This is a genomic window from Nocardiopsis baichengensis YIM 90130 (genome assembly GCF_000341205.1).
Taxonomy (GTDB): Bacteria; Actinomycetota; Actinomycetes; order Streptosporangiales; family Streptosporangiaceae; genus Nocardiopsis_A; species Nocardiopsis_A halophila.
On the sequence record NZ_ANAS01000016.1, the window covers coordinates 1 to 22203 of the forward strand.

The window sequence follows — 22203 nt, forward strand, 5'->3', positions numbered from 1 at the left end:
CCCGGGGCCGCCCGGCGGGTGAACAGGGCAGGACGGTCAGGTTTGAGCGACTACGGTCCGGTGCAGATCCGGTGCCCGGTGCTGTCGGTGCGCCGGGTGGACGCCTACTACGCGATCACCGTGGTCGCCCCGCAGATCGCCGAGCGCTTCCGGGCCGGCCAGTTCGTCGCCGTGGCGGTGGGCGGGGAGGCCTCGGCCATGCTGCTGCGGCGCCCGTTCGCGGTGCACGACGTCAAGCCCGACTACGGCGGGACCGTGGAGTTCCTGTTCGCGGTGCGCGGGCCGGGGACCTCCTGGCTGTCCGAGCGCCGCTCCCGCGACCTGCTCGACGTGGTGGGGCCGGTGGGCCGGCCCTTCCCGCTGCCCCGCGACCCGGTCAACTGCGCCCTGGTGGGCGGCGGCTCGGGGGGCGCTCCGCTGTTCCCGCTGGCGCACGCGCTGCGGAGGCGGGGCTGCCGGGTGGACTTCCTGCTCGGCGGGGCCTCGGCGGACCGGGTGTTCAGCGCGATCACCGCGCGCCGGGTGGCCGAGACCGCGACCTTCACCACCGACGACGGCTCGTTCGGGGTGCGCGGGCCGGTCACCGCCCCGCTGGGGCGGGTGATCGAGGAGGCGCGCTCGGACGTGGTCTACGCCTGCGGGCCCATGCCCATGCTCCGCGAGGTCGGCGCGCTCACCGCCCGGCACGGCATCCCGCTGCAGGTGGCGGTGGAGGAGACGATGGCCTGCGGGACCGGGCTGTGCATGTCGTGCGTGGTCCCGGTCGTCGGCGACGACGGCATCACCCGGATGGTGCGCGCCTGCGTCGACGGGCCGGTCTTCCGCGGCGAGCGGGTCCGCTTCGACGACGCGGGCACCATCCCCTTCGACGCCCTGGGAGCGCCCGGCTGGAAGGCCCGCCCCGACTCCGGCGACGGCATGGCCGACCGCGCGGCGGGGTGAGGGCGCCGGCGGCCGCCCGGATCGACCACCACTGCCAGGAAGGCGGACCCGAGGATGAGCCCGGACCTGAGGACGCGGCTGGGAACCGTGCAGCTGGACAACCCGGTGCTCACCGCCGCCGGCTGCGGGGGCACCGGGCGCGAGCTGTCCGCGTTCTTCGACATCTCCCGGCTCGGGGCGGTCATCACCAAGTCGGTGATGCTCGAACCGCGCGCCGGTCGGCCCGCGCCCCGGGTGGCCGAGACGCCCAGCGGCATGCTCAGCGCCACCGGGCTGCAGGGCCCCGGGGTGGAGGTCTTCCTCCAGCGCGACCTGCCCTGGCTGCTCTCCCGCGGCGGCCGCGCCGGGGTGTCGCTGGCCGGGTCGGGCGCGGCCGAGTACGCCGAGCTGGCCCGGCGGGTCTCCGAGGCGCCCGGGGTGGCGTTCCTGGAGGTGAACCTGTCCTGCGCCAACCCCTCCGACCAGGGGCGGCACTTCACCGACGACCCCCGCGAGGCCGCCCGGGTGGTGCACGCGGTGCGCTCGCACGCCCGCTCCGAGGTCCCGGTCTTCGCCAAGCTGGCCGCCGACGTGCCCGACCCGGTGGCCCTGGCCGAGGCCTGCGCCGAGGCGCGCGCCGACGGGCTGTCGATGGTCAACACGGTCCGCGGCATGGCCATCGACCCGCGCACGCTGCGCCCGGCGGTGGCCGGGGGCATGGGAGGCGTCTCGGGCCCGGCGATCCGCCCGATCGCGGTGGGCTGTGTGCACGAGGTGCACGCCGCCCTGCCCGAGCTGCCGATCATCGGCACGGGCGGGGTGCGCACCGGCACCGACGTGCTGGAGTTCCTGGCGGCCGGCGCCTCGGCGGCGGCCGTGGGAACGGTCAACTTCCACGACCCCTCGGCCTGCGTGCGGATCCTGCGCGAGCTGGAGGAGGCCCTGACCGAGCACGGGATCGGACGGGTCGCCGACGTCATCGGCGCCGCGCACCGGCCCATGGGGGCGCCTCTGGGCGGCCAGGATGCTCCGAGCAGGGCCTGAGACAGCCCGTGGCGGCCCCGACACGCACCGGTCGTTCCGGGAGGCCGGGAGGGGCGCCGAGCCGTGCTGGGGCCGCCTGAGGGCCGCCCCGGCCCCTCCGCGGGCGGACATGCATGAACCCGGTGAACCGGGGAACCGCTCCGGGCAGTGCCCGCGCGCCCGTGCGGTTCCCGACGGACCGGGCCGCGCCGCCTCCGCCGGGGGCGGCCGGTCCGGCCGTACAGCACGCACGTTCCACACACGCACGTGAAGGAGAGGCATCGTGGCCGCGCCCATCGCAGTCGCCATCGACGCACCTGAGATCGAGACCGCAGCCCGGTGGGCGTCGGCGGTCGCCCCGCACGTCAGCACGGTCAAAGTGGGCCTGGAACTCTATCTGCGCTACGGCCCCGAGGTGATCACCACGGTGCGGGGGGCCAACCGGGTCTCGGTCTTCCTCGACCTGAAGCTGCACGACATCCCGGCCACCGTCGCCGGCGCCGCGCGCAACGTGGCCCGTCTGAAACCGTCGATCCTGACCGTGCACGCCGCCGGCGGCAGGGACATGATCGCGGCGGCGGTGGAGGGGGCGCCGGAGACCACCATCGCCGCGGTGACCGTGCTCACCTCCCTGGACGACGCCGAGCTGGACCGGATCGGGATGCGCGGCCCGGCCTCGGACGCGGCCCGGCGGCTGGCGGAGCTGGCCGTGGAGGCGGGCGCGGGCGCGCTGGTGTGCTCCCCGCAGGAGGCGGCCCAGCTGCGCGCGGACGTGGGCCCGGACGTGCAGCTGATCACCCCGGGGGTGCGCCCGGCGGGGGCCGACCGCGGCGACCAGGCCCGGGTGGCCACCCCGCAGGAGGCGCTGGCGGCCGGGGCGGACCTGCTGGTGATCGGGCGCCCGATCACCCGCGCGGCCGACCCGGGCGCGGCCGCGGCCTCGATCGCCGCGGACGTGCGCCGGGCCGAGTCGGTGGGCTGAGCCGGCGGGCCGCCGGCCGGCGGCCGGCGGCGCCGTGCGCACCGCTTCCGCGGACCGCCCGGGAGGGGCGGCGGAGCGGCGGCGGGGCAGGGGAGCGCGGCGGCCGCTGGGCCCGGTTCCGGGCGCCCTGCGCAGGCGCCGCACGGCCGTGAGGGCCGGGTCCCGTCCCTCCGGGGGCGGGACCCGGCCCTCACTCGTTCCTCACCGTGTCCGAATCCGGTCACATTCGGTCACTCGGATTCGGGTTTCCGGAAGCCGATGGCCAGGTGGGCCCGCGACCGGCTCGGACCCCGGAGTACGGGCCTGTCCGGGGATGACGTCGCCGTGCTCAACCGGGCCAAAAGTCCCGATTTCAACCTCGGTGCGCAATCGGATGATGACACGGAGTAATTAGTTGGACGAAATAGCGCTTGAAGGGCCACTTTGCGTTGCCGAACAGGCCCGGAACCTACTAACTTGCGCAGGCGTCCGCCCTCTACAAACGAGAGAAAACCGAGGTGACCCGGCGTGGCCCTTCCTCCCCTCACACCCGAGCAGCGCGCCGCGGCTCTGGAGAAGGCCGCTAAGGCCAGAAAAGAGCGCGCGGAAGTCAAGAACCGGCTGAAGCACGGTGGCGTCTCCCTCAAGGAGGTGCTCGCCGACGGCCAGACCGACGACGTCATCGGCAAGATGAAGGTCTCGGCGCTTCTGGAGTCGCTCCCCGGCGTCGGCAAGGTCCGCGCCAAGCAGATCATGGAGCGCCTCAACATCGCCGAGTCGCGTCGCGTCCGCGGCCTGGGTGCCAACCAGCGCTCCGCCCTTGAGCGCGAATTCGGCGGCGCCGAGTAAGGACCCGGCCGACTGTGCGGTTCCCCACCGCGGGGACCGCCCGACGGGTCCGCCGGTCGGCCGCGGCCACGCGCCGCGGCCGCCGGTGCGGCGGAGGACCCCGTGAGCGCCGCGGCGCCCCCGGTCCGCACCGCCCCCGCAGGGGGCGCGGGACGGCCGGAGGCGCCGCGGCGCGGTGGTATAAAAGACCAATCACCCCCGGTCCGGCGGCCCGCCCCCTTGTGCGCGGGCACGGCCCGACCGGGTCCGACAGCGCCGCACCGAGAGTTAGATCCCCACGTGCCTACCAGCCCGATCGACGCCGGCGACGCCGGCGCCCCGGCCCGGCGGCTCACGGTCCTCTCCGGCCCCTCCGGGGTCGGCAAGAGCACCGTGGTCAAGAAGATCCGCGCCGACCACCCCGAGGTCTGGCTGTCGGTCTCGGTCACCACGCGGGCCCCGCGCCCCGGGGAGACCGACGGGGTGGAGTACTTCTTCGTCGGCCCCGAGGAGTTCGACCGCATGGTCGCCGACGGGCGGATGCTGGAGTGGGCCGAGTTCGCCGGCAACCGCTACGGGACGCCGCGCGCGCCCGTGGAGGACCGGCTGCACGCGGGGGTCCCCGTCCTGCTGGAGATCGACCTGCAGGGCGCGCGGCAGGTCCGCGCGACCATGCCGGACTCCTTCCACGTCTTCCTGGCGCCCCCCTCCTGGGAGGAGCTGGTGCGGCGGCTGACCGGCCGCGGCACCGAGGCCCCCGAGGTGGTCCAGCGCCGGCTCGACGCCGCGCGCACCGAGATGGCGGCCGAGAAGGAGTTCGACGCCACGCTCGTCAACACGTCGGTCGAGGACGTCCGTGACGAGCTGCTAGCCTTGATCCAGGCGCCGAAAGTGTGATATCCGGCGCCCGCACCGACCACCAGGCCCCCGGCGACGGGGGCCGACGACCGTCCAGGGGGAACCCACGTGGCTGGTACCGAGCCCGTCGCCGAAGGCATCACCAACCCGCCGATCGACGACCTCCTCGAGCTCGTCGACAGCAAGTACAGCCTGGTCACCATGGCCTCCAAGCGTGCCCGGCAGATCAACGCCTACTACGCCCAGCTCGGCGAGGGCCTGCTGGAGTACGTCGGCCCGCTGGTCGAGACCCAGGTTCAGGAGAAGGCGCTCTCCATCGCCCTGCGCGAGGTGAAGTCGGGCCTGCTCACCGCTGAGCCCTACGAGGGCAGCTGAGGCAGTGGCGCGGGGGCCCCGGCCCCCGGCTAGAGTCCGACCGTGAACGCACCTGAAGAATCCGCAATCGACGCGCCCGAGGTCGTCCTGGGGGTGGGCGCCGGCATCGCCGCCTACAAGGTGTGCGAGGTGCTGCGCCGCTTCACCGAGACCGGCCACCGGGTCCGCGTCGTCCCCACCGCCGATGCGCTGCGCTTCGTCGGCGAGCCCACCTGGGCCGCCCTGTCCGGCCGCCCGGTGGCCACCGGCGTGTGGGACTCCGTGCACGACGTGCCGCATGTGCGCCTGGGGCAGGGGGCCGACCTGGTCCTCGTCGCCCCGGCCACCGCGGACCTGCTGGCCAAGGCCGCCCACGGGCTGGCCGACGACCTGCTCACCAACACCCTGCTCACCGCGCGCTGTCCGGTGGTCTTCGCCCCGGCCATGCACACCGAGATGTGGGAGCACCCGGCCACCCGCGCCAACGTCGCCACGCTCCGCTCGCGCGGCGCCGTCGTGCTCACCCCCGACTCGGGCCGCCTGACCGGCGCCGACACCGGCCGCGGCCGCCTTCCCGACCCCGAGGCCCTGTTCGAGGCCGCCCGCGCGGCGCTGCGCCGCGGCCCCGCCCCCGCCGACCTGGCCGGGCGGCACGTGCTGATCACCGCCGGCGGCACCCGCGAGGCCGTCGACCCCGTGCGCTACCTGGGCAACCGCTCCTCGGGGCGGCAGGGCCACGCGCTGGCCGCCACCGCCGCGGCGCGCGGCGCGCACGTGCGCCTGATCGCGGCCAACACCGACCTGCCCGCGCCCGCCGGGGCCGAGGTCGTGCCGGTGGAGTCGGCCGAGGAGATGCACCGGGCCGTGCTGGAGGCCCGCAAGGAGGCCGACGCCGTGGTGATGGCCGCGGCCGTGGCCGACTTCCGCCCCGCGACCGGCGCCGTGAGCAAGATCAAGAAGACCGGGGCCGGGCCCGACCCCCTCGAGCTGGCCCTCAACCCCGACATCCTCGCCGAGATCTCCGCCGACCGCGCCCGCGAGGGCCAGGTGGTGGTGGGGTTCGCCGCCGAGACCGACGACGTGCTGGCCAACGGCCGGGCCAAGCTGGCCCGCAAGGGCTGCGACCTGCTCGTGGTCAACCGGGTCGGGGGCGGCCGGGCCTTCGGCACCGAGGAGAACCAGGCGGTCGTGCTGAGCGCCGAGGGCGGTTCCACCGAGGTTCCGATGGGCCCCAAGACCGATCTCGCCGACCGCGTCTGGGACCTGGTGGCCGAGCGCCTCACAGCGACCTGACACGGCCTCTCCTGTGTTGCGCCGCGGGCAAGCCGTTTCGCTGTACGCTACGAAAACCCCAGCGCAGAGGCATGATCGGAACCGCCTCTAGAACTTTTTATGTGGCTTACGTCACAATGTGTCCAGGGGCGTCTGAAGTGGGCGTTCCATGGATGGGCGACGGTTTCGTGCCGCCGTCGGAACGGTCGTGGCGGCCCCATGAACCCCCCGCGCCCCGGGTGCGGCGGGGAGGGCACCACTACAGTGGACCGAGAAACCAACCCCGTGGGTCGGTAATCGCCGGTGGTCACCCACCAGCCCCGGCGGACGCCGACCGAACAGAGACAACTGTCAGCCAGCAGCCGCTGCAAGGAGTCACTTACGTGTCCCGTCGCCTTTTCACCTCCGAGTCCGTCACCGAAGGCCACCCCGACAAGATGGCCGACCAGATCAGTGACGCGATCCTCGACGCGATGCTGAAGGACGACCCCGCAAGCCGGGTCGCCGTGGAGACCCTGATCACCACCGGGCAGGTGCACATCGCCGGTGAGGTCACCACCAAGACCTACGTGGACATTCCCGACATCGTCCGCAAGAAGATCCTTGAGATCGGCTACGACTCCTCTGCCAAGGGCTTCGACGGAGACTCCTGCGGGGTCTCGGTCTCCATCGACCAGCAGTCCCCCGACATCGCGCAGGGCGTCGACACCGCCTACGAGGCGCGGGTCGAGAACGAGGAGGACAAGCTCGCCAGCCAGGGCGCCGGCGACCAGGGCCTGATGTTCGGGTACGCCAACCGCGAGACCCCCGAGCTGATGCCCCTGCCGATCAAGCTCTCCCACGCGCTGTCCCAGCGCCTGTCCGCGGTCCGTCACGACGGCACCGTTCCCTACCTGCGTCCCGACGGCAAGACGCAGGTCACCGTCGAGTACGAGGGCACCACCCCGGTGCGCCTGGACACCGTCGTGCTGTCCAGCCAGCACGCCCCCGACATCGACATGAACGAGCTCCTGACGCCGGACATCAAGGAGCACGTCATCGAGCCGATCGTCAAGCAGTACGGCCTGGAGGCCGACGACTACCGGCTCCTGGTCAACCCGACCGGCCGCTTCGAGATCGGCGGCCCGATGGGCGACGCCGGCCTGACCGGCCGCAAGATCATCGTGGACACCTACGGCGGCTACGCCCGCCACGGCGGCGGCGCCTTCTCCGGCAAGGACCCGTCCAAGGTGGACCGCTCGGCCGCCTACGCCACCCGCTGGGTCGCCAAGAACATCGTGGCGGCCGGCCTGGCCGAGCGCGCCGAGGTCCAGGTGGCCTACGCCATCGGCAAGGCCGCCCCGGTCGGTGTGTTCATCGAGACCTTCGGCACCGAGCAGGTGGCCCCGGACGTCATCGAGAAGGCCGTCCGCGAGGTCTTCGACCTGCGTCCGGCGGCGATCGTGCGCGACCTGAACCTGCTGCGCCCGATCTACTCCGCCACCGCCGCCTACGGCCACTTCGGCCGCGAGGTCCCGGAGTTCACCTGGGAGAGCACCGAGCGCGCCGAGGCCCTCAAGTCCGCCGTCGGCGCCTGAGGACCCTCATAGGGGCCCAATAGGCCCCGGCGCAGAGGCGACCGAGGGGTCCACCTCCCACTGGGGAGGTGGACCCCTCGTCCGTGCCCGCCCGCGGTTCCCGGCCCCGGACGGTGATCGATAGTGGTGAAAACGCCACGTCAGGGCGCCGATAGTGGTGATTCCACCACGAGGGATGCACGCAGGGGAGCCGACCGCCCCCTGGGGCGGCCGGCCTGGCGTTCACGGCGTTCCCCGATGCGACAGCGCGCGACGCGACCGGGGGTCAGCGGGCGACGCGTGACAGGGCCGCCTTCTGGGCCGCCTCCAGCGGGCCGTGGCGGAAACGGCGGAGCCACAGGGCGCTCCCGGCCAGCAGCACCGCGCTGATCGCCGCCCACAGGGCGATGACCCACCACGGGCCGGTTCCCGCGAAGCGCGTGGCCAGGCCCAGGCCGAAGCCGTAGCACACCACCATGGCGATCACGTTCTGCAGCACGTAGCCGCTCAGCGCCGTGCGCCCCAGGTTCGACAGCGCGGCCGTGACCGGACCGGTGCGCCGGGCCCGGTCCAGCACCAGGCCGACCAGCCCCGCCACGCCGAGCGCCACCACCGGGGCCGCGACATAGCGCTCGATGAGGAACCCGTCGCCGCCCATCAAGGAGGCGGCCGCCTTCATCGGAACTCCGGCCCCCAGCCCCCACACCGCCAGGCGGACCCGCAGCCGCCGCCCCTGCGCCCCCGGGCCGAACGCGCCGGCGCGGAAGAGGGCCACTCCGCACAGGAACAGCGTGAGCATCATGCCGAAGGTCATGACCGGCTCGATCCGCAGCACCATGGCGTTCTCCAGGCGGACCGCCACCTGCTCCAGGTACCCGCCCTCGGCGTAGAGGCGGACCGCACCCGGGTCGGGGCCGCCGGCGCCGTCCTCGCCGACGGCCCCCGCCGCCACCATCAGGGCGGTGGCCCCCGCCATCGCCGCCACGTGCAGTGAGCCGGCGGCCCAGGCCGCCGCCGCGCGCACACGCCGTCCGCGCGCCAGCAGCAACGCCGCGGCCATCGCGGTCACGGCGTACCCCATGAGCACGTCCCAGGCGAACACCAGGGTGAAATGCACCAGCCCTTCGGCGAACAGGAACAGCGCACGCCACTTGTAGGGGCCCGGCCAGGGGAGGCCGCGCTTGTGCGCGGAGCGGTACTGCACCGCGAGCCCGGCGCCGAACAGCAGCGTGAGCAGCGCCAGCGACGTTCCGTTCGCGGTGAGGCGGAACAGGGCCTCCACGACGGTGCCGGGCGAGGGGTCGGCGGTGACCGAGGCCAGCGTGGGCGCCTCCATGGACAGCGCACTGAGCTCCGCGCCGGGGGCGGTGAAGATCCAGACGTTCATTCCGAGGGTGCCCAGGATCGCCAGGCCCCGGAGCACATCGAGCAGGGGGAGGCGCCCCGCCCCCTGGGGCGCCTCCCCCTGCCCAGGCGCCGCCTGCGGTCCGCCGGTATCGGCTCGGACCCCGCTCCCGGCCTCGGTCCGCGGTCCGCTGCTCGTCCCCATCCGTCGTGTCCTCTCCCCGTCGTCCGCGCCAGGCGGACCGGTCCCGGCCCGCACTCCGACCAGAGTGGCGGCCGGAGGGCGCCGAGGACCTCCTGCGTCGCGGCGACTCCGCCTACATCCTTGGACGTAGGAACCGGGCGGGATCGGACGGCCGTCACGACCGACCGCGGCGCCCCTGCCGCCGTTGATCCCGGCGAGGGCGGGAGAGGACCGCCTCCGATCCGCGACGACCGTGCCGAACCGGTCGGACGGAGGCGACACCACTTCAGCGGACGCCGTCCCCCGGCGCCGGTCGGCCGCTGTCCGAGCGGCGCCCGGTGGGGGCGTGTCCGCCGGCGTGGTGGAACCCTCCGGACCCCGGCCGCCCCCGGGAGCACTGCCCGCCGCCCGCACCGACGCCCCCGTTGATCTCGGGGAAGTCGGGGTAATACCCGCCGGTATTACCCCGACTTCCCCGAGATCAACGACAAGGAAGGGGGTGCGCACCCGGGGCGGGGCCGCCGATAGCGTTGCAGCGTCCGCACCGCTCACAAGGACGCGGCCGACAGTTCCACCACTCCAGCGGACACGACCCGGATGCGCGTAGGGGCCCGCCACCACGTGAGGGCGCCGGCGGCGCGGGTTCGATGAGGCGCGGTCCCTCGCACCGCCCGGGCGCAGGCGCTGGACCGGCGGCTGACCGAAGAGGGCAACGCCGCGGGAAGCGGGGGCGGATCCATCGGCGAGGCGTTGAAGCGGAGTCACTTCCCGCGGCTGTGAGCGCCTTTCACCGGGCGGCCGAAGGCCGCCCGGGCCGCGCCCTTGGGAGCGGCGCCATCTCCCTTCGCCCGGAACCGCGCGGTCCTGGCACCCTGATCCGGGCTCGGCTCCGGGCTCAGCCGCCCTGAAGGCGGCCCGACCGGCGCGCCGGCCGTGTTCGGGCAGGGGGAGGCCGCCCGGAAGGAGGCGCTCAGGGCCGCCGAGAGCTCCACCGCACGAACGGACGCGACCGGCGGCCTTCGGCCGATCCACGAAGGCGTGTGCTCTGGCCGGAGGCCCGCGGCGGCCGCCGGCCGCCTTGCGAAGGAGTGGCCGCGGAGCGCCCGTACCGGACCGGGCGGAGGGAGACCGCGCCACGGGAGCGGACACGGCCTGCCGTGGTGCTCACCGGGGGACATGCGGACCCCGGTCCGGACGCCGGCCGAACACGGCGACGGGGGCGCCCCTCAGCGAAGGGCGCCCCCGTCGGTCGCGGGCCTCACAGGCGCACGGTGGTGCTTCGGACGATCTCGAAGACCGGGTGGTCCGCGGCCTCGTCGACGAACCACTCCAGGGGCGAGTCGGGCGCGGCCTTGAAGTAGGGGCCCACCACCGCGACCCGGGGGTGGTCCATGTACTCGCGCAGCACCGGCGCGGCGCGCTCGGCGCCCACCTCGACCACGCTGACCAGCTCGATCCACCCGCCCCGGCGCAGCGTCGCGAAGCCGTCCTTGCGGATGTTGCGCACCCAGCCGACCTCACCGTAAGGGGCGACGAGGAAGCGGCCCTGCTCGTTCTCGACCAGGTCGACCGGGGTCGAGCGCAGGAAGCCCGTCGAGCGTCCGCGGGTGGTCAGCAGTCTCGTGGAGGACGGGCCCAGCCCGTACTTCACCAGGCCGGACATGCTCGCGTCGAAGACGCGCCGCACCTTCGTGGCCCGGAACTGCTTGGTGTCGTTCCCCATCGACCTCTCCCTCGTTCGGCTCACGACCATTGTGCTGGGTGGGCCGGGGCCGGGGCTACTCGCGGGTCACCGGAACGCCGAGAGCCCCGTCACCGCCTGGCCGATGCTGAGCGCGTGGATCTCCTCGGTGCCCTCGTAGGTGGCCACCGTCTCCAGGTTCGCCATGTGCCGCATCACCGGGTACTCCAGGGTGATCCCGTTGGCGCCGTGCACCGACCGGGCGGTGCGGGCCACCCGCTGGGCCGCGGCTACGTTCGCGAACTTGCCGAAGCTCACGTGGTTGTGGTGGCAGGCGCCCTCCTCCTTCAGCCGCCCGATCCGCAGCGCCGCCATCTGCGCGTGGTTCACGTCCACCACCATGTCGGCCAGCTTGCGCTGGGTGAGCTGGAAGGCGCCGATGGGCCGCCCGAACTGCTCCCGGGTGGCGGCGTACTCCAGCGCCGACTCGTAGCACGCGCGGGCCGCGCCCACCACGCCCCACACGATGCCGTAGCGGGCCTCGTTCAGGCAGGACAGCGGCGAGCCCAGGCCCCGCGACCCGGGCAGCAGCGCCGAGCCGGGCAGCCGCACGCCCTCCAGCACCAGCTCCGAGGTGACCGAGGCGCGCAGCGACAGCTTGTGCCGGACGGTGGTGGCGGTGAACCCCGGGGTGCCGGTGGGCACGAGGAAGCCGCGGACGCCGTCGTCGGTCGCGGCCCACACCACCGCCGCGTCGGCGACCGAGCCGTTGGTGATCCACATCTTGGTGCCGTCGAGCACCCAGTCGTCGCCGTCGCGGCGGGCGCGGGTGCGCATCGATCCGGGGTCGCTGCCGGAGTCGGGCTCGGTCAGCCCGAAGCAGCCGATCGCCTCCCCGGCGGCCATCCGCGGCAGCCACTGCTCCTTCTGCTCCTCGGAGCCGAACTTGTGGATCGCGGTCATGGCCAGCGACCCCTGCACCGACACGAAGCTGCGCAGGCCCGAGTCGACGGCCTCCAGCTCCCTGCACGCCACGCCGTAGGCGACCGGGCCGGCGCCGGCGCAGCCGTGGCCCTCCAGGTGCATGCCCAGCACGCCCAGGGCGCCCAGCCGCTTGGCGAGGCCGCGGGCGTCCGGGATGGTCCCGGCCTCGTACCAGTCGGCGACGTTCGGCAGCAGCTCGTCGGCGGCGAACGCGCGCACGGTGTCGCGGATGTCGCGCTCCTCGCCGGTCAGCTCCCGGTCCAGGGCCAGGAAGTCGCGGGGGTCGGGGGCCGCGGCCTTGCGCTGGTCGCTCATCGGTGGTCCGTCCTTCCGTCGTCATCGGTGGGGGTCTCGGCCGGCCCGGCGCCGGGGGCGCTCTGGTGCACCGCGCCGCGGTCGATCATGGCCGCGATGTCCTCTTCGGCCAGCCCGAGCCCGGCCAGGACCTCGCGGGAGTGCTGGCCGAGCAGGGGAGGGGGCAGGGGCGGGGCGCCGTCCGCGACGCCGGAGCCCGCGCCCGAGGCCAGGCGGAACCCGGCGCGGACGGTGTCCAGCGGCCCGGCGGTGGGGTGGTCGACCCGCACCAGCACGTCGTCCCCGGCGGACTGGGCGGCCTGCACCGCGTCCAGGGGGCCGCGCACCTGCCCGGCCGGGACCCCGGCCGCCAGGAGCAGCTTCAGCCACTCGGCGGCGGGGCGGGCCCGCAGCTCGGCCTCCAGCTGGGGGATGAGCGCGTCCCGGTTGCGGATCCGGTCCGGGTTCCCGGCGAAGCGCGGGTCGGCGCCCAGGTCGGGGCGTCCCAGCACCTCGCACAGCCGCTGGAACAGCCCGTCGTTGCCGGCGGCGACCACGATGTCGGCGTCGGCGGTGCCGAACACCTGGTAGGGCACCACGGTGGAGTGGGCGTTGCCCATGCGCGGCGGCTCGGCGCCGGTGACCAGCGCCTGCTGGGCGATGTTGACCAGGCCCGACAGGGCCGAGTTGATGAGCGAGACCTCCACGTGCTCGCCCTGCCCGGTGGTGCGGGCGCGCAGCAGCGCCCCCAGGATCGCCACCGCGGCGTTGAGGCCGGAGAGCACGTCGGTCATGGCCACGCCCACCTTGGAGGGCGGGCCGTCCGGCTCGCCGGTGATGCCCATCAGCCCGCTCTCGGCCTGGACGAGCACGTCGAAGGCGGGGCGGTCGGCGGGGGTGTGCTCGGGGCCGAAGCCGCTGATGGAGCAGTACACCACGGCGGGGTTGCGCTCCCGGACCTCGGCGTAGCCCAGGCCCAGGCGCTCGGCCACGCCCGGGCGGAAGTTCTGGATCACCACGTCGGAGCGGGCGCACAGCTCCTGTACGGCCGCCCGCCCGGCGGGGTCCTTGACGTCCGCCGCCAGGCTCCGCTTCCCGCGGTTGACGGCCAGGTAGTAGGCGGCCTCCCCGCCGGCGTGGGGTGGGCCCCAGGCGCGGGTGTCGTCGCCGCGCCCGGGGTGCTCCACCTTCACCACCTCGGCCCCCAGGTCGGCCAGGAGCATGGTGGCGTAGGGGCCGGCGAGGACCCGGGACAGGTCGGCCACCCGGACCCCGGCCAGGGGGCCCTGGGCCTGCGGTGCCCCGTCGGCCGGCGCCTCGGGTCGCGCGCCGCCGTCGGGAGTGCGGCCGCCGCTGCCGGGACCGCGGTCGGACTCGTGCTCGTCGTGTGCGTCGGTGCGGTTCGTCGGGCTCATCCCTCGCTCACTCGGTCGGCTGCTCGCCGCCGCGCTGTTCGCGCAGCTGGTGGTAGGTCTCCAGGCAGCGCCGCAGCGCCGTGGTCAGGGCGGCGCCGGACTGGCCGGCGTAGCGGGTGCGCACGCGCTCGGAGATCTCGGGCAGGTCCTCGGTGACCGACAGGCCCTCGACGAGCGCGCGGAAGAACTGCTTGGCCAGGTCGGTGAGGAGCGTGGTGTCGGCGGCGACGATGCGCCCGTCCGTGACGTTGACGGCGAGCACCACGCCGAGGCGCTCGTACTGGGAATGGCTCGCGACCGCGTCGGGCAGGCGGGCGTACCCCGAGACGAGGACGACGTCGGGGTCGGCGAGCAGAGCGCGCGTGTGGTCGTGACCGTGCACGGTGTGGGCCCTTTCCGTTTCCAGGCAGCATGAGGCTCCGTAGGGCTGGAGTCTCGCGCCTGGCAGGGCGACCTGGGAAGGCAGGGCGCCCTCAGCGGGAGGGCAGTCGTCCAAGTATCCCCGCAACCGGTGCACCGCTGTCAATGCTGCGGTGCGGCCGTGTGCCGGAGGCGGGGGATCGGCGATCCCGTCGACGTCCAGGCGCATCCCGTCGACCGGACCCCGGGCCGGCTCCTCCGCGCCGACACCGTCACCACGGCCCCGCCTTGCGCAGAACCGGACACGGTGCGCTATAGTCCCGCATAGGTCATGAGCGCCAGCGCGAAGCCCCGGCTTGCTGGCCGGCAACCCTCCACCGCGGTGGGGTGCCCCGGGTGAGGACCAGGTCGAGACACGACCGATGGACGCAACGTGTCAGGCAAGCGCGGACCCCCGCGGGTTCGAGCCGGAGACACCGCCGTGCGCCGATGCCGCCGCGCGGGGACGCTCCCGGCTCCTCGGGGTCCCGATGACCCCTGAGGAGCAGTGATGACCGCAGTCGCCGAGAACCCCGCCCCCTCCGCCGTCCCCGCCGCCCGTGCGTGCGGCGCCGACGCGCCCGCCGTGCTCGGCACCGGGCTGTCGGTGCCGCTGGCCTCCGGCGGCACCGCCGAGTACGCCAACTTCGACTACGCGGCCAGCGCGCCCTGCCTGGAGGCGGTCCGCGGCGAGCTGGACGAGGCGCTGCCGCTCTACGCCAGCGTGCACCGCGGCGCCGGGTACCTGTCGCAGGTCAGCACCGCCGCCTACGAGCGGGCCCGGCGCACCGTCGCCCGGTACACCGGGGTGCGCGACGACGACGCGCTGGTCTTCGTGCGCGGCACCACCGACGCCCTCAACCTGCTGGCGCGCTGCCTGCCCGAGGGGTGCACGGTGGTGGTCTTCGCCGCCGAGCACCACGCCAACCTGCTGCCCTGGGAGCACCAGGGGAGCCGGGCCGGGCGGGTGGTGCGCCTGCCGCTGCCGCGGAGCCCGCAGGAGGCGGTGCGCGCGGCGCGCGAGGCGCTGCGGGCCGCCCCGGAGGGGCCCCGGCTGCTGTGCGTGACCGCGGCCTCCAACGTCACCGGCGAGATCTGGCCGGTGCGCGAGCTGGCCGAGGCGGCCCGCGCCGAAGGCGCCCGCATCGCGGTGGACGCCGCCCAGTACGTGCCGCACCGCCGCTTCGACCTGGCCGAGACCGGGGCCGACTACGTCGCCTACTCCGGGCACAAGCTCTACGCCCCGTTCGGGTCGGGCGTGCTGGCCGGGCGCGCCGACTGGCTCCGCGAGGCCGCCCCCTACCTGGCGGGCGGAGGTGCCACCGGCAACGTGACCGACGCGGACGTGCGCTGGAACGACCTGCCGGCGCGGCACGAGGCGGGCAGCCCGAACGTGCTGGGCGCGGTGGCGCTCGCCGCCGCCTGCCGGACCCTGCAGGAGGCCGGCCAGGAGCGCCTGCACGCCCGCGAGGAGGCGCTGCTGCGGCGGCTGCGGGCCGGGCTGGCGGCCGTCCCGGGGGTGCACGACCTCTCGCTGTGGGACCGCGGGCACCCGCGGGTGGGCATCGTGTCGTTCGTGGTGGACGGGGTCCCGGCGGGGCTGCTGGCGGCGGCCCTGTCGGCCGAGCACGGGATCGGCGTGCGCGACGGGCTGTTCTGCGCCCACCCGCTGACCCGGTACCTGCTGCCGGAGGGGCACGGGCAGGCGGTCCGCGCCAGCATCGGCCTGGGCACCACCGAGGAGCACGTCGACCGCCTCGTCGCCGCGGTGGCCGCCCTCGCGGACCGGGGTCCGCGGCTGGAGTACCGCGACGACGCCGGCCGACTGGTCCCCGTGGAGCCCTCCGAGGCGTGAGCCGGGCCGTGGGCGCGTCGGTCGGCGCGCCCACCGGCAGGCCCACTGCGGGTCCGGGCAGGTCCACCGGACGGCCCCATGACAGGGCGACCCTCCTACCGGAGTCCGGGGCGGGACCCCTATTCACTCCTGCCCCAATCTTCGCGGGTGGCTTGTTCGGGATGACTTCGGTCAAAACTTCTCTAACAAGGATTCCCGGGTGCGAAATAGGGCGGGTGTCCCTGGCGGACGGGCGCCGGCGGGCGGCCGCGGACCGTGACGGCCCGACCGGCGGGATGCGGGCGCGCATGCCGGTCCGCGGGCGGTCGAGTGGGCGGGGAGTCCGCCGGTCGGCGGGTATCCGTGCAGGTGGGTGGGTGCCTCCGCGCGCGTGCGGCGCGGTGCGAGGCCGCGCCGGATCCGGTCGGCGGAAGCGGCGCCGAACTCTCTCGATCCGGAAAAGAGCCGTTCATTCTCGGTGAATTTATCGCCGGGTGAATGACCTACCTCACAACAGGTAACATCGATCGCCAAAGGACTTCGGGAGCGCGATCGTGACTGATGAGTGGCCGGCCCAGCCGATCGTCGAGGACCACAGGATCCCCGACGTGCCCCGACCCCGTGTTGTCGGCCTGGACGGCCGGCCCGCCCCGCTCCGGGCGGCCGCCCCACCTGCCGCACCGGCCCCACCGGCGTCCGCCGCCGACCCGCTCGACCGCACCCGCCTGGCCTTCGCCGCCCGGGCCGCCCGCTACCTCGCCGCCGACGCCGGGGTCCGCCAGTTCGTCGACCTCTCCTCGGGACTGCCCACCTGCGACGCGGTCCTCTCCGCCGCGGGGGAGGGCCGCTCCGGTGTGCGCGCCCTCTACGCCGACGCCTCCAACGGCCCCGCCCTGCACGCCGGCGCCTCCCCGCACCGGGCGGCGGCGCCGGTGGTGTCCCTGTCCTGTTCCTCGCCGCACACCCTGGTGGAGCGGCTGCGAACGTGCGGGCTCGTCGACTTCGACGAGCCCGTCTGCGTTCTGCTGCTCGACACCGCCCCCGGGACCGGCGGACCCGGACCCGCCCCCGCCCTGCTGGCCGCGCTGCACGACGCCCTCGGGCCGGGCGGCCACGTGCTCGCCACCTTCCCCGAGGAGCGGCGGCACGACCGTGCGGCGCGCGCGCTCGCCCCGTTCGCGCCGCTGGAGCCCGGACTGGCCGACATCACGTGGTGGCCCTACCCCGACGAAGAGGTCGCCGCCGAGGGCAGCGGCATCGCCGGGGCCGTGGGCAGGAGGGACGGTAGCCGATGACCTCGCTCGACTGGCCCACCGAGGTTCTCGGCCAGCTGGAGTTCTACTGGGACGCCTCGCTGCGCCCCCGGCTGGACGGCCTCGGCGACGACGAGTTCTTCTGGGAACCGGTCGAACCGTGCTGGTCGGTGCGCCCGCGCCCGGACGGCACGTTCGCCGCCGACTGGGACTGGCCCGAACCGGACCCGCCGCCCTTCACCACCCTCGCCTGGCGGCTCGGGCACATCATCGTCGGCGTGCTGGAGCTGCGGGTGGACCACCACTTCGGCGACGGCACCCTCTCCCTGGCCGACGCCGCATGGCCGGGCGGCGCGGAGGAGGCTCTGGCGCGCCTGGACGCGGCCTACCGGGCCTGGTGCGCGGGGGTGAGAACGAAGGCCCCCGAGGACTTCGCCGCCCCCGTGGGCGCGGCCGAGCCGGAGCAGTGGGCCGACCTGCCCTTCGCGGTGCTCGCCCTGCACGTCAACCGCGAGGTGATGCACCACGGTGCCGAAGTGGCGCTGCTGCGCGATCTGTACCGCGCCCACCCGGCGCACGTGCGCGACGCGGTCTGACCCGACCGGCCCGGGGACGACCCCGGCACGCGCGCGTGCACGCCCTGGGCGGCCCCGGGCCCCGGGTCACAGCCCCCGCTCGGCCCAGTGCCGCCGGTGCGCCTCGACCAGCCAGGTGTCGGCCCGGTCCCGGTCCGGTTCCTCGGGAAGGGGCGAGGTCTCCAGGAGCCGCTGCAGACGGGCCTCCTGCTCGTCGGCGGCCTCCAAGGCCTCCTCCATCGTGTGCTCACCGCGGCGCAGCTCCCGGAGCCAGGACGCCCACGGCTCGGGCATCGGCAGGGTCAGGCGGCCGGTCTCCAGGATCTCGGCGCCCTGCACCCCCAGCCGCACCATGTGGTAGGCGAACTTGGTGTCGAAGCCGTACCGGTCGATGAGCTCGGGGCGGTTGGTGTGGCGCCCGGCCCGCCGGCCGAGCAGGCTGTCGCGCTGGGCGCGCAGGTAGCCCAGGCAGCGGTCGCCGACCCGGCGGGACAGGATGCGGTCGGCGCCCTCGCGCAGCTCGCGCCCGAGCAGGTCGGCACGGACGATCTCCTCCTCGGGGACGAAGAGGGGCAGCAGCACCGTCGGGTTGCCGTCCAGGGCGAGGCGCATCCACTTGCGCAGCGAGTACACGGTCAGGTCGAGGTCGCCGGGCCCGGAGCGGACGCCCTCGGGCTGGGACCGGTAGATGTACTGCTCGAAGGAGCGCAGCCCCATGACGTACTCCGGGGGCTCGACGCAGATCCCCATCTCGTCGCGGTCGTCCTGGTCGGAGACGGTGATGCCGTGGACCCCCGAACCGACCAGGCACTGCAGGACGGTGCCCTTCTCTGCGAGCTCGGCGAATTCGGGGCTTGAGTGCTTCAACGTGCGACCTCCCGCGGCCCGGGGATCGGGCCGCCGTCCAGGGTGCGGCGCCCCGCACCGGGGACCTCCCGCGGGTGGGAAGTAGAGCAACGTAGCAGGGGCGCAAGGGGGATGCGCAAATGGATTGTGCGCTGCGTGCCCGGAGCGGCTATAAGGCGTGCATGGGAGCGTGCACGGGAGTCATGGCCACTGTCAGAGATGTTCCGGAGGGCGTCCGTGACGCACTTGCGGAGGAGGCACGAGAACAGGGGTGCTCGCTGCAGAGTCTGCTCCTGTCGGTCCTGAATCGTGAGGCCGCGTTCATCGGTAACAGGAAGCTGCTGGCCGATATCGAGTGCGAGCTTGAGAGACGGAGGAGCCGGGCCGGACGCGCCCGACTCCGCTGATGTGATCAGAGCAGCCCGTACCGAAGAATGGAAATGACTCGGATGAAGGCGCGCCTGGACCGGAGCGGGCGCAGTGGGAAAAGCCGCATAGGCGTAGCGGATCCCTCGGTGCTGACCGACGGGCTCTGACCGGAGTGCTCGTCTTTCAGTACTCGCCCTGTGGCGCTCACCGAACTCCGATGAGCATCGGACGGCTTCTGAGTGCTGAAAGGCGGTCGTGTCCGCTGGAGTGGTGGAACTTTCGGCCGCGTCCTTGTGAGCGGTGCGACCGCCGCGGCGTGGTCGGCGTCCCCGCCCCGGGTGCGCACCCCTTCCTTGTCGTTGATCTCGGGAAAGTCGGGGTAATACCGGCGAGTATTACCCCGACTTTCCCGAGATCAACGGGGGTGTCGATGCGGGCGGCCGGGGCCCGGAGAGTTCCACCACGCCAGCGGACACGACCTGAAAGGCCGAGCCCGCCATCAGAGGCAGCATCGGGGAGGCGACCATGCTCCGGGTTGTGGCGCCGCCTACGTGGCTCTGGCGCATACTCGCGGCGCTGAGCAATCGCAGCGGACGCCAGGCCGGAAAGGACAGCGCTCTGGCATCGCAGAGTCGGCCTTCCGCGCTGATCGGACTGTTCGGCTGCCGCGTCTCGCGAGTGAGTCCGGCAGATGGCGGCGCCCGCCGGGTCATGTCAAAGGAGGCCTTCGGGCGCCCTACGTCAGACCACCTGCAGCGGGTCCACCCGGACCTGGGCCAGGTGCTCTTCCCGACGCATACTGCGGGCGGCCGCCGCGGCCTTGAGCGCCTTCGTCAGCGCATAGGCGTCGGCGTGCGGAACCCGCAGCAGGGCGCGCTCCGGCGTCTCCTCAGGCTTCGGCCCCGGACCGCCCGCCTCCACCGGCACCGGCCCCAGGACCTCCGCCGACTCCGGCAGCGCCAGCCCGTCCAGCAGCTCGCGCACCTTAGCGGGCGCGCCCGTCACCGACGCCATCGTCACCGCCGGCGGGAACCCCAGCTCGCGGCGCTCCTCCAGCTCCCGCTCGGCCAGACCGGAGGGGTCCCAGCGCACCAGCGCCTGCACCGCCGGCGCCGACGCGTCGGCCATCACCACCACGCGCCCGCCCTCCTCGGCGGAGCGGACCAGAGCCGACGCCGTCAACCAGCGCCGCGCCGCCTCCTCCGACGCGCGCAGGTCGGCGCGGCCCAGCATCGCCCAGCCGTCCAGCAGCAGCGCGGCGGCGTACCCGCCCTCGGCCACCGGCTCGGCGCCGGGCGTGGCCACCACCAGCGCCGGGCGCTCCGGAACCGAGGTCAGCACCTCGTCCCGGCCCGACGTGCGCACGGGGAGCGAGGGGAAGGCGCGCCCCAGCTCCTCGGCGGTCCGGCGGTCGCCCACCACCGAGGCCCGCACGCGCGCGTGCCCGCACTCCTCGCACTGCCAGTCGCCCGCGATCCGCCCGCACCACCGGCAGTAGGGGGCGGCGTGCGCGCTGCGCAGCGCCAGCGGCCCCTGGCAGGAGCCGCACCGCGCGTGGGCGCGGCACCGGTTGCAGGCCAGGGAGGCGAGGTAGCCGCGCCGGGGGACCTGCACCAGGACCGGACCGTGCGCGGCCGCCTCCCGGGCGACGCGCATCGCCAGGTGGGGCAGGCGGGCGGCGCGGGCCGCCTCGTCGCGGCTCAGCTCGAAGTCGTCGCCGGAGGCCCGGACGGCGGGGGCGCGGCGGCGCACCGTCTCCCGGTCGGCGGTCAGGGGGTGGGCCCACCCCGACTCCACCAGGCGGGCGCCCTCCGCGGTTCGGGTGAAGCCCCCGATGAGCGCGGCGGCCCCGGCACGGTGGGCGCGCAGGGTGAGCACGGTGCGGGCGTGCGGGTAGGGCGCGTGCGGGTCGGCGTGCACGTCGTCGCCGTCGTCCCACAGGACCACCAGGCCCAGGTCGTGGACGGGGGCGAACATGGCGGCGCGGGTGCCGACGACGGCGGACGCCTCCCCGTGCAGGACGGCGAGCCAGCGTCGGTAGCGCTCGGCCGGGCCGAGTTCGGCGGTGAGGGCGACGTGCCGCCCCGGGCCCAGGCGCTCGGTGAGCGCGGCGTCCAGGACGGCCACGTCCCGCTTGTCGGGGACGACCACCACGGCGCCGCGCCCGGCGTCGACGGTGGTGCGGACCGCGATGGCGATGGCGTCGTCCCACCCGGGGTCGGGGAGGGCCGACCAGACGGCCCGGGGGGCGCGCCCGTCGCGCAGCGCGGCGAGGAAGGAGGGGCCGGCCGGGTAGTCGGCCCAGGGGCCGGGGTCGGCGGCGGGGCCGTCCGGCGAAGCCGGGGCCTCCGCAGGGGAGGAGGCGGAGGGAGAGGCGTGTCCGGCCTCCGTGGCAGGGAGGCCGGAGCCGGGACCGTCGGTGTGGTCGCCGGGTTCGGCCTCGGTGTCGGGCTCGGGGGAGAACTCGGCGGCGGGCGCGCTCGCAGGTTCCACGGACTCCGCCACGGGGTCGGCGGTGTCCGCCGCGACGCCCGAGGCAGGACCGTCCTCGCCGCCGGGCGGCCCATCGGCGGCCGCCTCCGCCTCGGTGGGCTCGGAGCGCCCGTCCTCGGCGGGCAAGGCGTCGGTACCCACCGCCTGCTCGGTGGCGGAACCCTCATGGGAAGCGGAAGCGCTCACGGGCTCGTCCGCGGCCTCCTCAGCCTCCTCCCGGGGGCGCTTCTCCTTCTCCACCCGGGCGTGTCGCGGCGGCACGGCGAGGCGCAGCACGTCGCTGAAGGTCCCCGCGTAGCGGTCGGCGACGGCGCGGGCCAGGCCGCGGATCTCCGGCGTGAGCACGGGTTCGGGGGAGACCACCGCCGACAGGTAGGCCAGGCGCCCGGTGAACTCGGACTCGGCCACGCGCTCGATGAGGAACCCGCTCAGCACCTGGCCGTGGAAGGGGACGCGCACGCGGCAGCCGGGCACGGCGTCGTCGGCCATCTCCGCGGGGACCTGGTAGTCGAAGAGGCGGTCGAGGTGGGGCAGGGGCGTGTCCACCGCCACCCGGGCGATCGGCAGGTCGTCCGCGGGGGTGCGCTTCTTGGGCCCCTTCTTCGTCTTGGACGCGGCCGTGGAGCCCGACTTCGCAGCGGTCGTCGCGGTCTTCGGCGCGGCCGGTCCGCCCGTCGCGTCGGCGGCCGACTCGGCTTGGGGCACGTCGAAGAGGAGCCCCTCCCCGGGCTCGGTCTGCGGATCCATCGTGACCAGGTT

The 22203-nt window shown here is 74.7% G+C and carries 18 protein-coding genes and 1 riboswitch; of the genes, 11 read left to right on the top strand and 7 right to left on the bottom strand.

Features of this window, described 5'->3' with window-relative positions; genetic code table 11:
- The first annotated feature begins 42 nt into the window (after nucleotides 1-42).
- From C892_RS0114450 to metK, 8 genes are all read left to right on the top strand, one after another.
- On the top strand, nucleotides 43-942 hold the full coding sequence (locus tag C892_RS0114450; protein WP_017557796.1) for a dihydroorotate dehydrogenase electron transfer subunit: 900 nt from the start codon (nucleotides 43-45) through the stop codon (nucleotides 940-942).
- A 54-nt stretch (nucleotides 943-996) separates the two neighbouring features.
- Entirely contained in the window at nucleotides 997-1965 is a 969-nt protein-coding gene (locus C892_RS0114455; protein WP_017557797.1) for a dihydroorotate dehydrogenase, read from the top strand.
- 262 nt (nucleotides 1966-2227) lie between these two features.
- Nucleotides 2228-2926 carry an orotidine-5'-phosphate decarboxylase gene (pyrF, locus tag C892_RS0114460; RefSeq protein WP_017557798.1) on the top strand — a complete coding sequence of 233 codons (699 nt, stop codon included), beginning with the start codon at nucleotides 2228-2230 and terminating at the stop codon, nucleotides 2924-2926.
- Nucleotides 2927-3433: 507 nt separating this feature from the next.
- On the top strand, nucleotides 3434-3754 hold the full coding sequence (gene mihF, locus C892_RS0114465; RefSeq protein ID WP_017541927.1) for an integration host factor, actinobacterial type: 321 nt from the start codon (nucleotides 3434-3436) through the stop codon (nucleotides 3752-3754).
- Between the two features lie 279 nt (nucleotides 3755-4033).
- Nucleotides 4034-4630 (top strand): guanylate kinase, encoded by a 597-nt coding sequence (gene gmk, locus C892_RS0114470; RefSeq protein ID WP_017557799.1) that lies wholly within the window; start codon nucleotides 4034-4036, stop codon nucleotides 4628-4630.
- A gap of 69 nt (nucleotides 4631-4699) precedes the next feature.
- Entirely contained in the window at nucleotides 4700-4966 is a 267-nt protein-coding gene (rpoZ, locus tag C892_RS0114475) for a DNA-directed RNA polymerase subunit omega (RefSeq protein WP_017541929.1), read from the top strand.
- Nucleotides 4967-5008: 42 nt separating this feature from the next.
- Nucleotides 5009-6238 carry a bifunctional phosphopantothenoylcysteine decarboxylase/phosphopantothenate--cysteine ligase CoaBC gene (gene coaBC, locus C892_RS0114480; protein WP_275041825.1) on the top strand — a complete coding sequence of 410 codons (1230 nt, stop codon included), beginning with the start codon at nucleotides 5009-5011 and terminating at the stop codon, nucleotides 6236-6238.
- Nucleotides 6239-6600: 362 nt separating this feature from the next.
- Entirely contained in the window at nucleotides 6601-7794 is a 1194-nt protein-coding gene (gene metK / locus C892_RS0114485; protein ID WP_017557800.1) for a methionine adenosyltransferase, read from the top strand.
- Nucleotides 7795-8059: 265 nt separating this feature from the next.
- Here the strand turns inward: metK and C892_RS0114490 are convergent, their stop codons facing one another.
- The 5 genes from C892_RS0114490 to C892_RS0114510 form a co-directional block, all read right to left on the bottom strand.
- Nucleotides 8060-9322: a DUF418 domain-containing protein gene (locus C892_RS0114490; RefSeq protein WP_017557801.1), complete on the bottom strand. Its 1263-nt coding sequence runs from the start codon at nucleotides 9320-9322 to the stop codon at nucleotides 8060-8062.
- Nucleotides 9323-10559: 1237 nt separating this feature from the next.
- The gene (locus tag C892_RS0114495) at nucleotides 10560-11024 is read right to left on the bottom strand and encodes a nitroreductase/quinone reductase family protein (RefSeq protein ID WP_017541935.1); all 465 of its coding nucleotides are present in this window, start codon (nucleotides 11022-11024) and stop codon (nucleotides 10560-10562) included.
- Between the two features lie 66 nt (nucleotides 11025-11090).
- Complete coding sequence (locus C892_RS0114500) at nucleotides 11091-12281, bottom strand: acyl-CoA dehydrogenase family protein (RefSeq protein ID WP_017557802.1); 1191 nt, start codon at nucleotides 12279-12281, stop codon at nucleotides 11091-11093.
- Nucleotides 12278-13675, bottom strand: coding sequence for a CaiB/BaiF CoA transferase family protein (locus C892_RS0114505; protein WP_017557803.1), 1398 nt, complete (start codon nucleotides 13673-13675; stop codon nucleotides 12278-12280). Before C892_RS0114505 ends, C892_RS0114500 begins: the two co-directional genes overlap by 4 nt.
- Before the next feature lie 7 nt (nucleotides 13676-13682).
- Nucleotides 13683-14057, bottom strand: a complete 375-nt coding sequence (locus C892_RS0114510) for a DUF3870 domain-containing protein (RefSeq protein WP_017557804.1) — start codon at nucleotides 14055-14057, stop codon at nucleotides 13683-13685.
- Nucleotides 14058-14362: 305 nt separating this feature from the next.
- Nucleotides 14363-14488: riboswitch (SAM riboswitch) on the top strand.
- Nucleotides 14489-14585: 97 nt separating this feature from the next.
- Here C892_RS0114510 and C892_RS0114515 point away from each other — a divergent pair.
- From C892_RS0114515 to C892_RS0114525, 3 genes are all read left to right on the top strand, one after another.
- A complete protein-coding gene (locus C892_RS0114515) occupies nucleotides 14586-15929 on the top strand; it encodes an aminotransferase class V-fold PLP-dependent enzyme (protein WP_017557805.1) in 1344 nt (447 codons plus the stop codon).
- 533 nt (nucleotides 15930-16462) lie between these two features.
- The gene (locus C892_RS0114520) at nucleotides 16463-17203 is read left to right on the top strand and encodes an SAM-dependent methyltransferase (protein ID WP_017557806.1); all 741 of its coding nucleotides are present in this window, start codon (nucleotides 16463-16465) and stop codon (nucleotides 17201-17203) included.
- The gene (locus tag C892_RS0114525; RefSeq protein WP_017541941.1) at nucleotides 17200-17757 is read left to right on the top strand and encodes a DinB family protein; all 558 of its coding nucleotides are present in this window, start codon (nucleotides 17200-17202) and stop codon (nucleotides 17755-17757) included. The genes C892_RS0114520 and C892_RS0114525 overlap by 4 nt, the downstream gene beginning before the upstream one ends.
- A 66-nt stretch (nucleotides 17758-17823) precedes the next feature.
- On the opposite strand, the gene C892_RS0114530 is transcribed toward C892_RS0114525, so the two are convergent.
- Nucleotides 17824-18603 (bottom strand): nucleotidyltransferase domain-containing protein, encoded by a 780-nt coding sequence (locus C892_RS0114530; RefSeq protein WP_017557807.1) that lies wholly within the window; start codon nucleotides 18601-18603, stop codon nucleotides 17824-17826.
- Nucleotides 18604-19692: 1089 nt separating this feature from the next.
- Nucleotides 19693-22191, bottom strand: coding sequence for a primosomal protein N' family DNA-binding protein (locus tag C892_RS0114535; protein ID WP_017557808.1), 2499 nt, complete (start codon nucleotides 22189-22191; stop codon nucleotides 19693-19695).
- Between the last annotated feature and the right edge of the window lie 12 nt (nucleotides 22192-22203).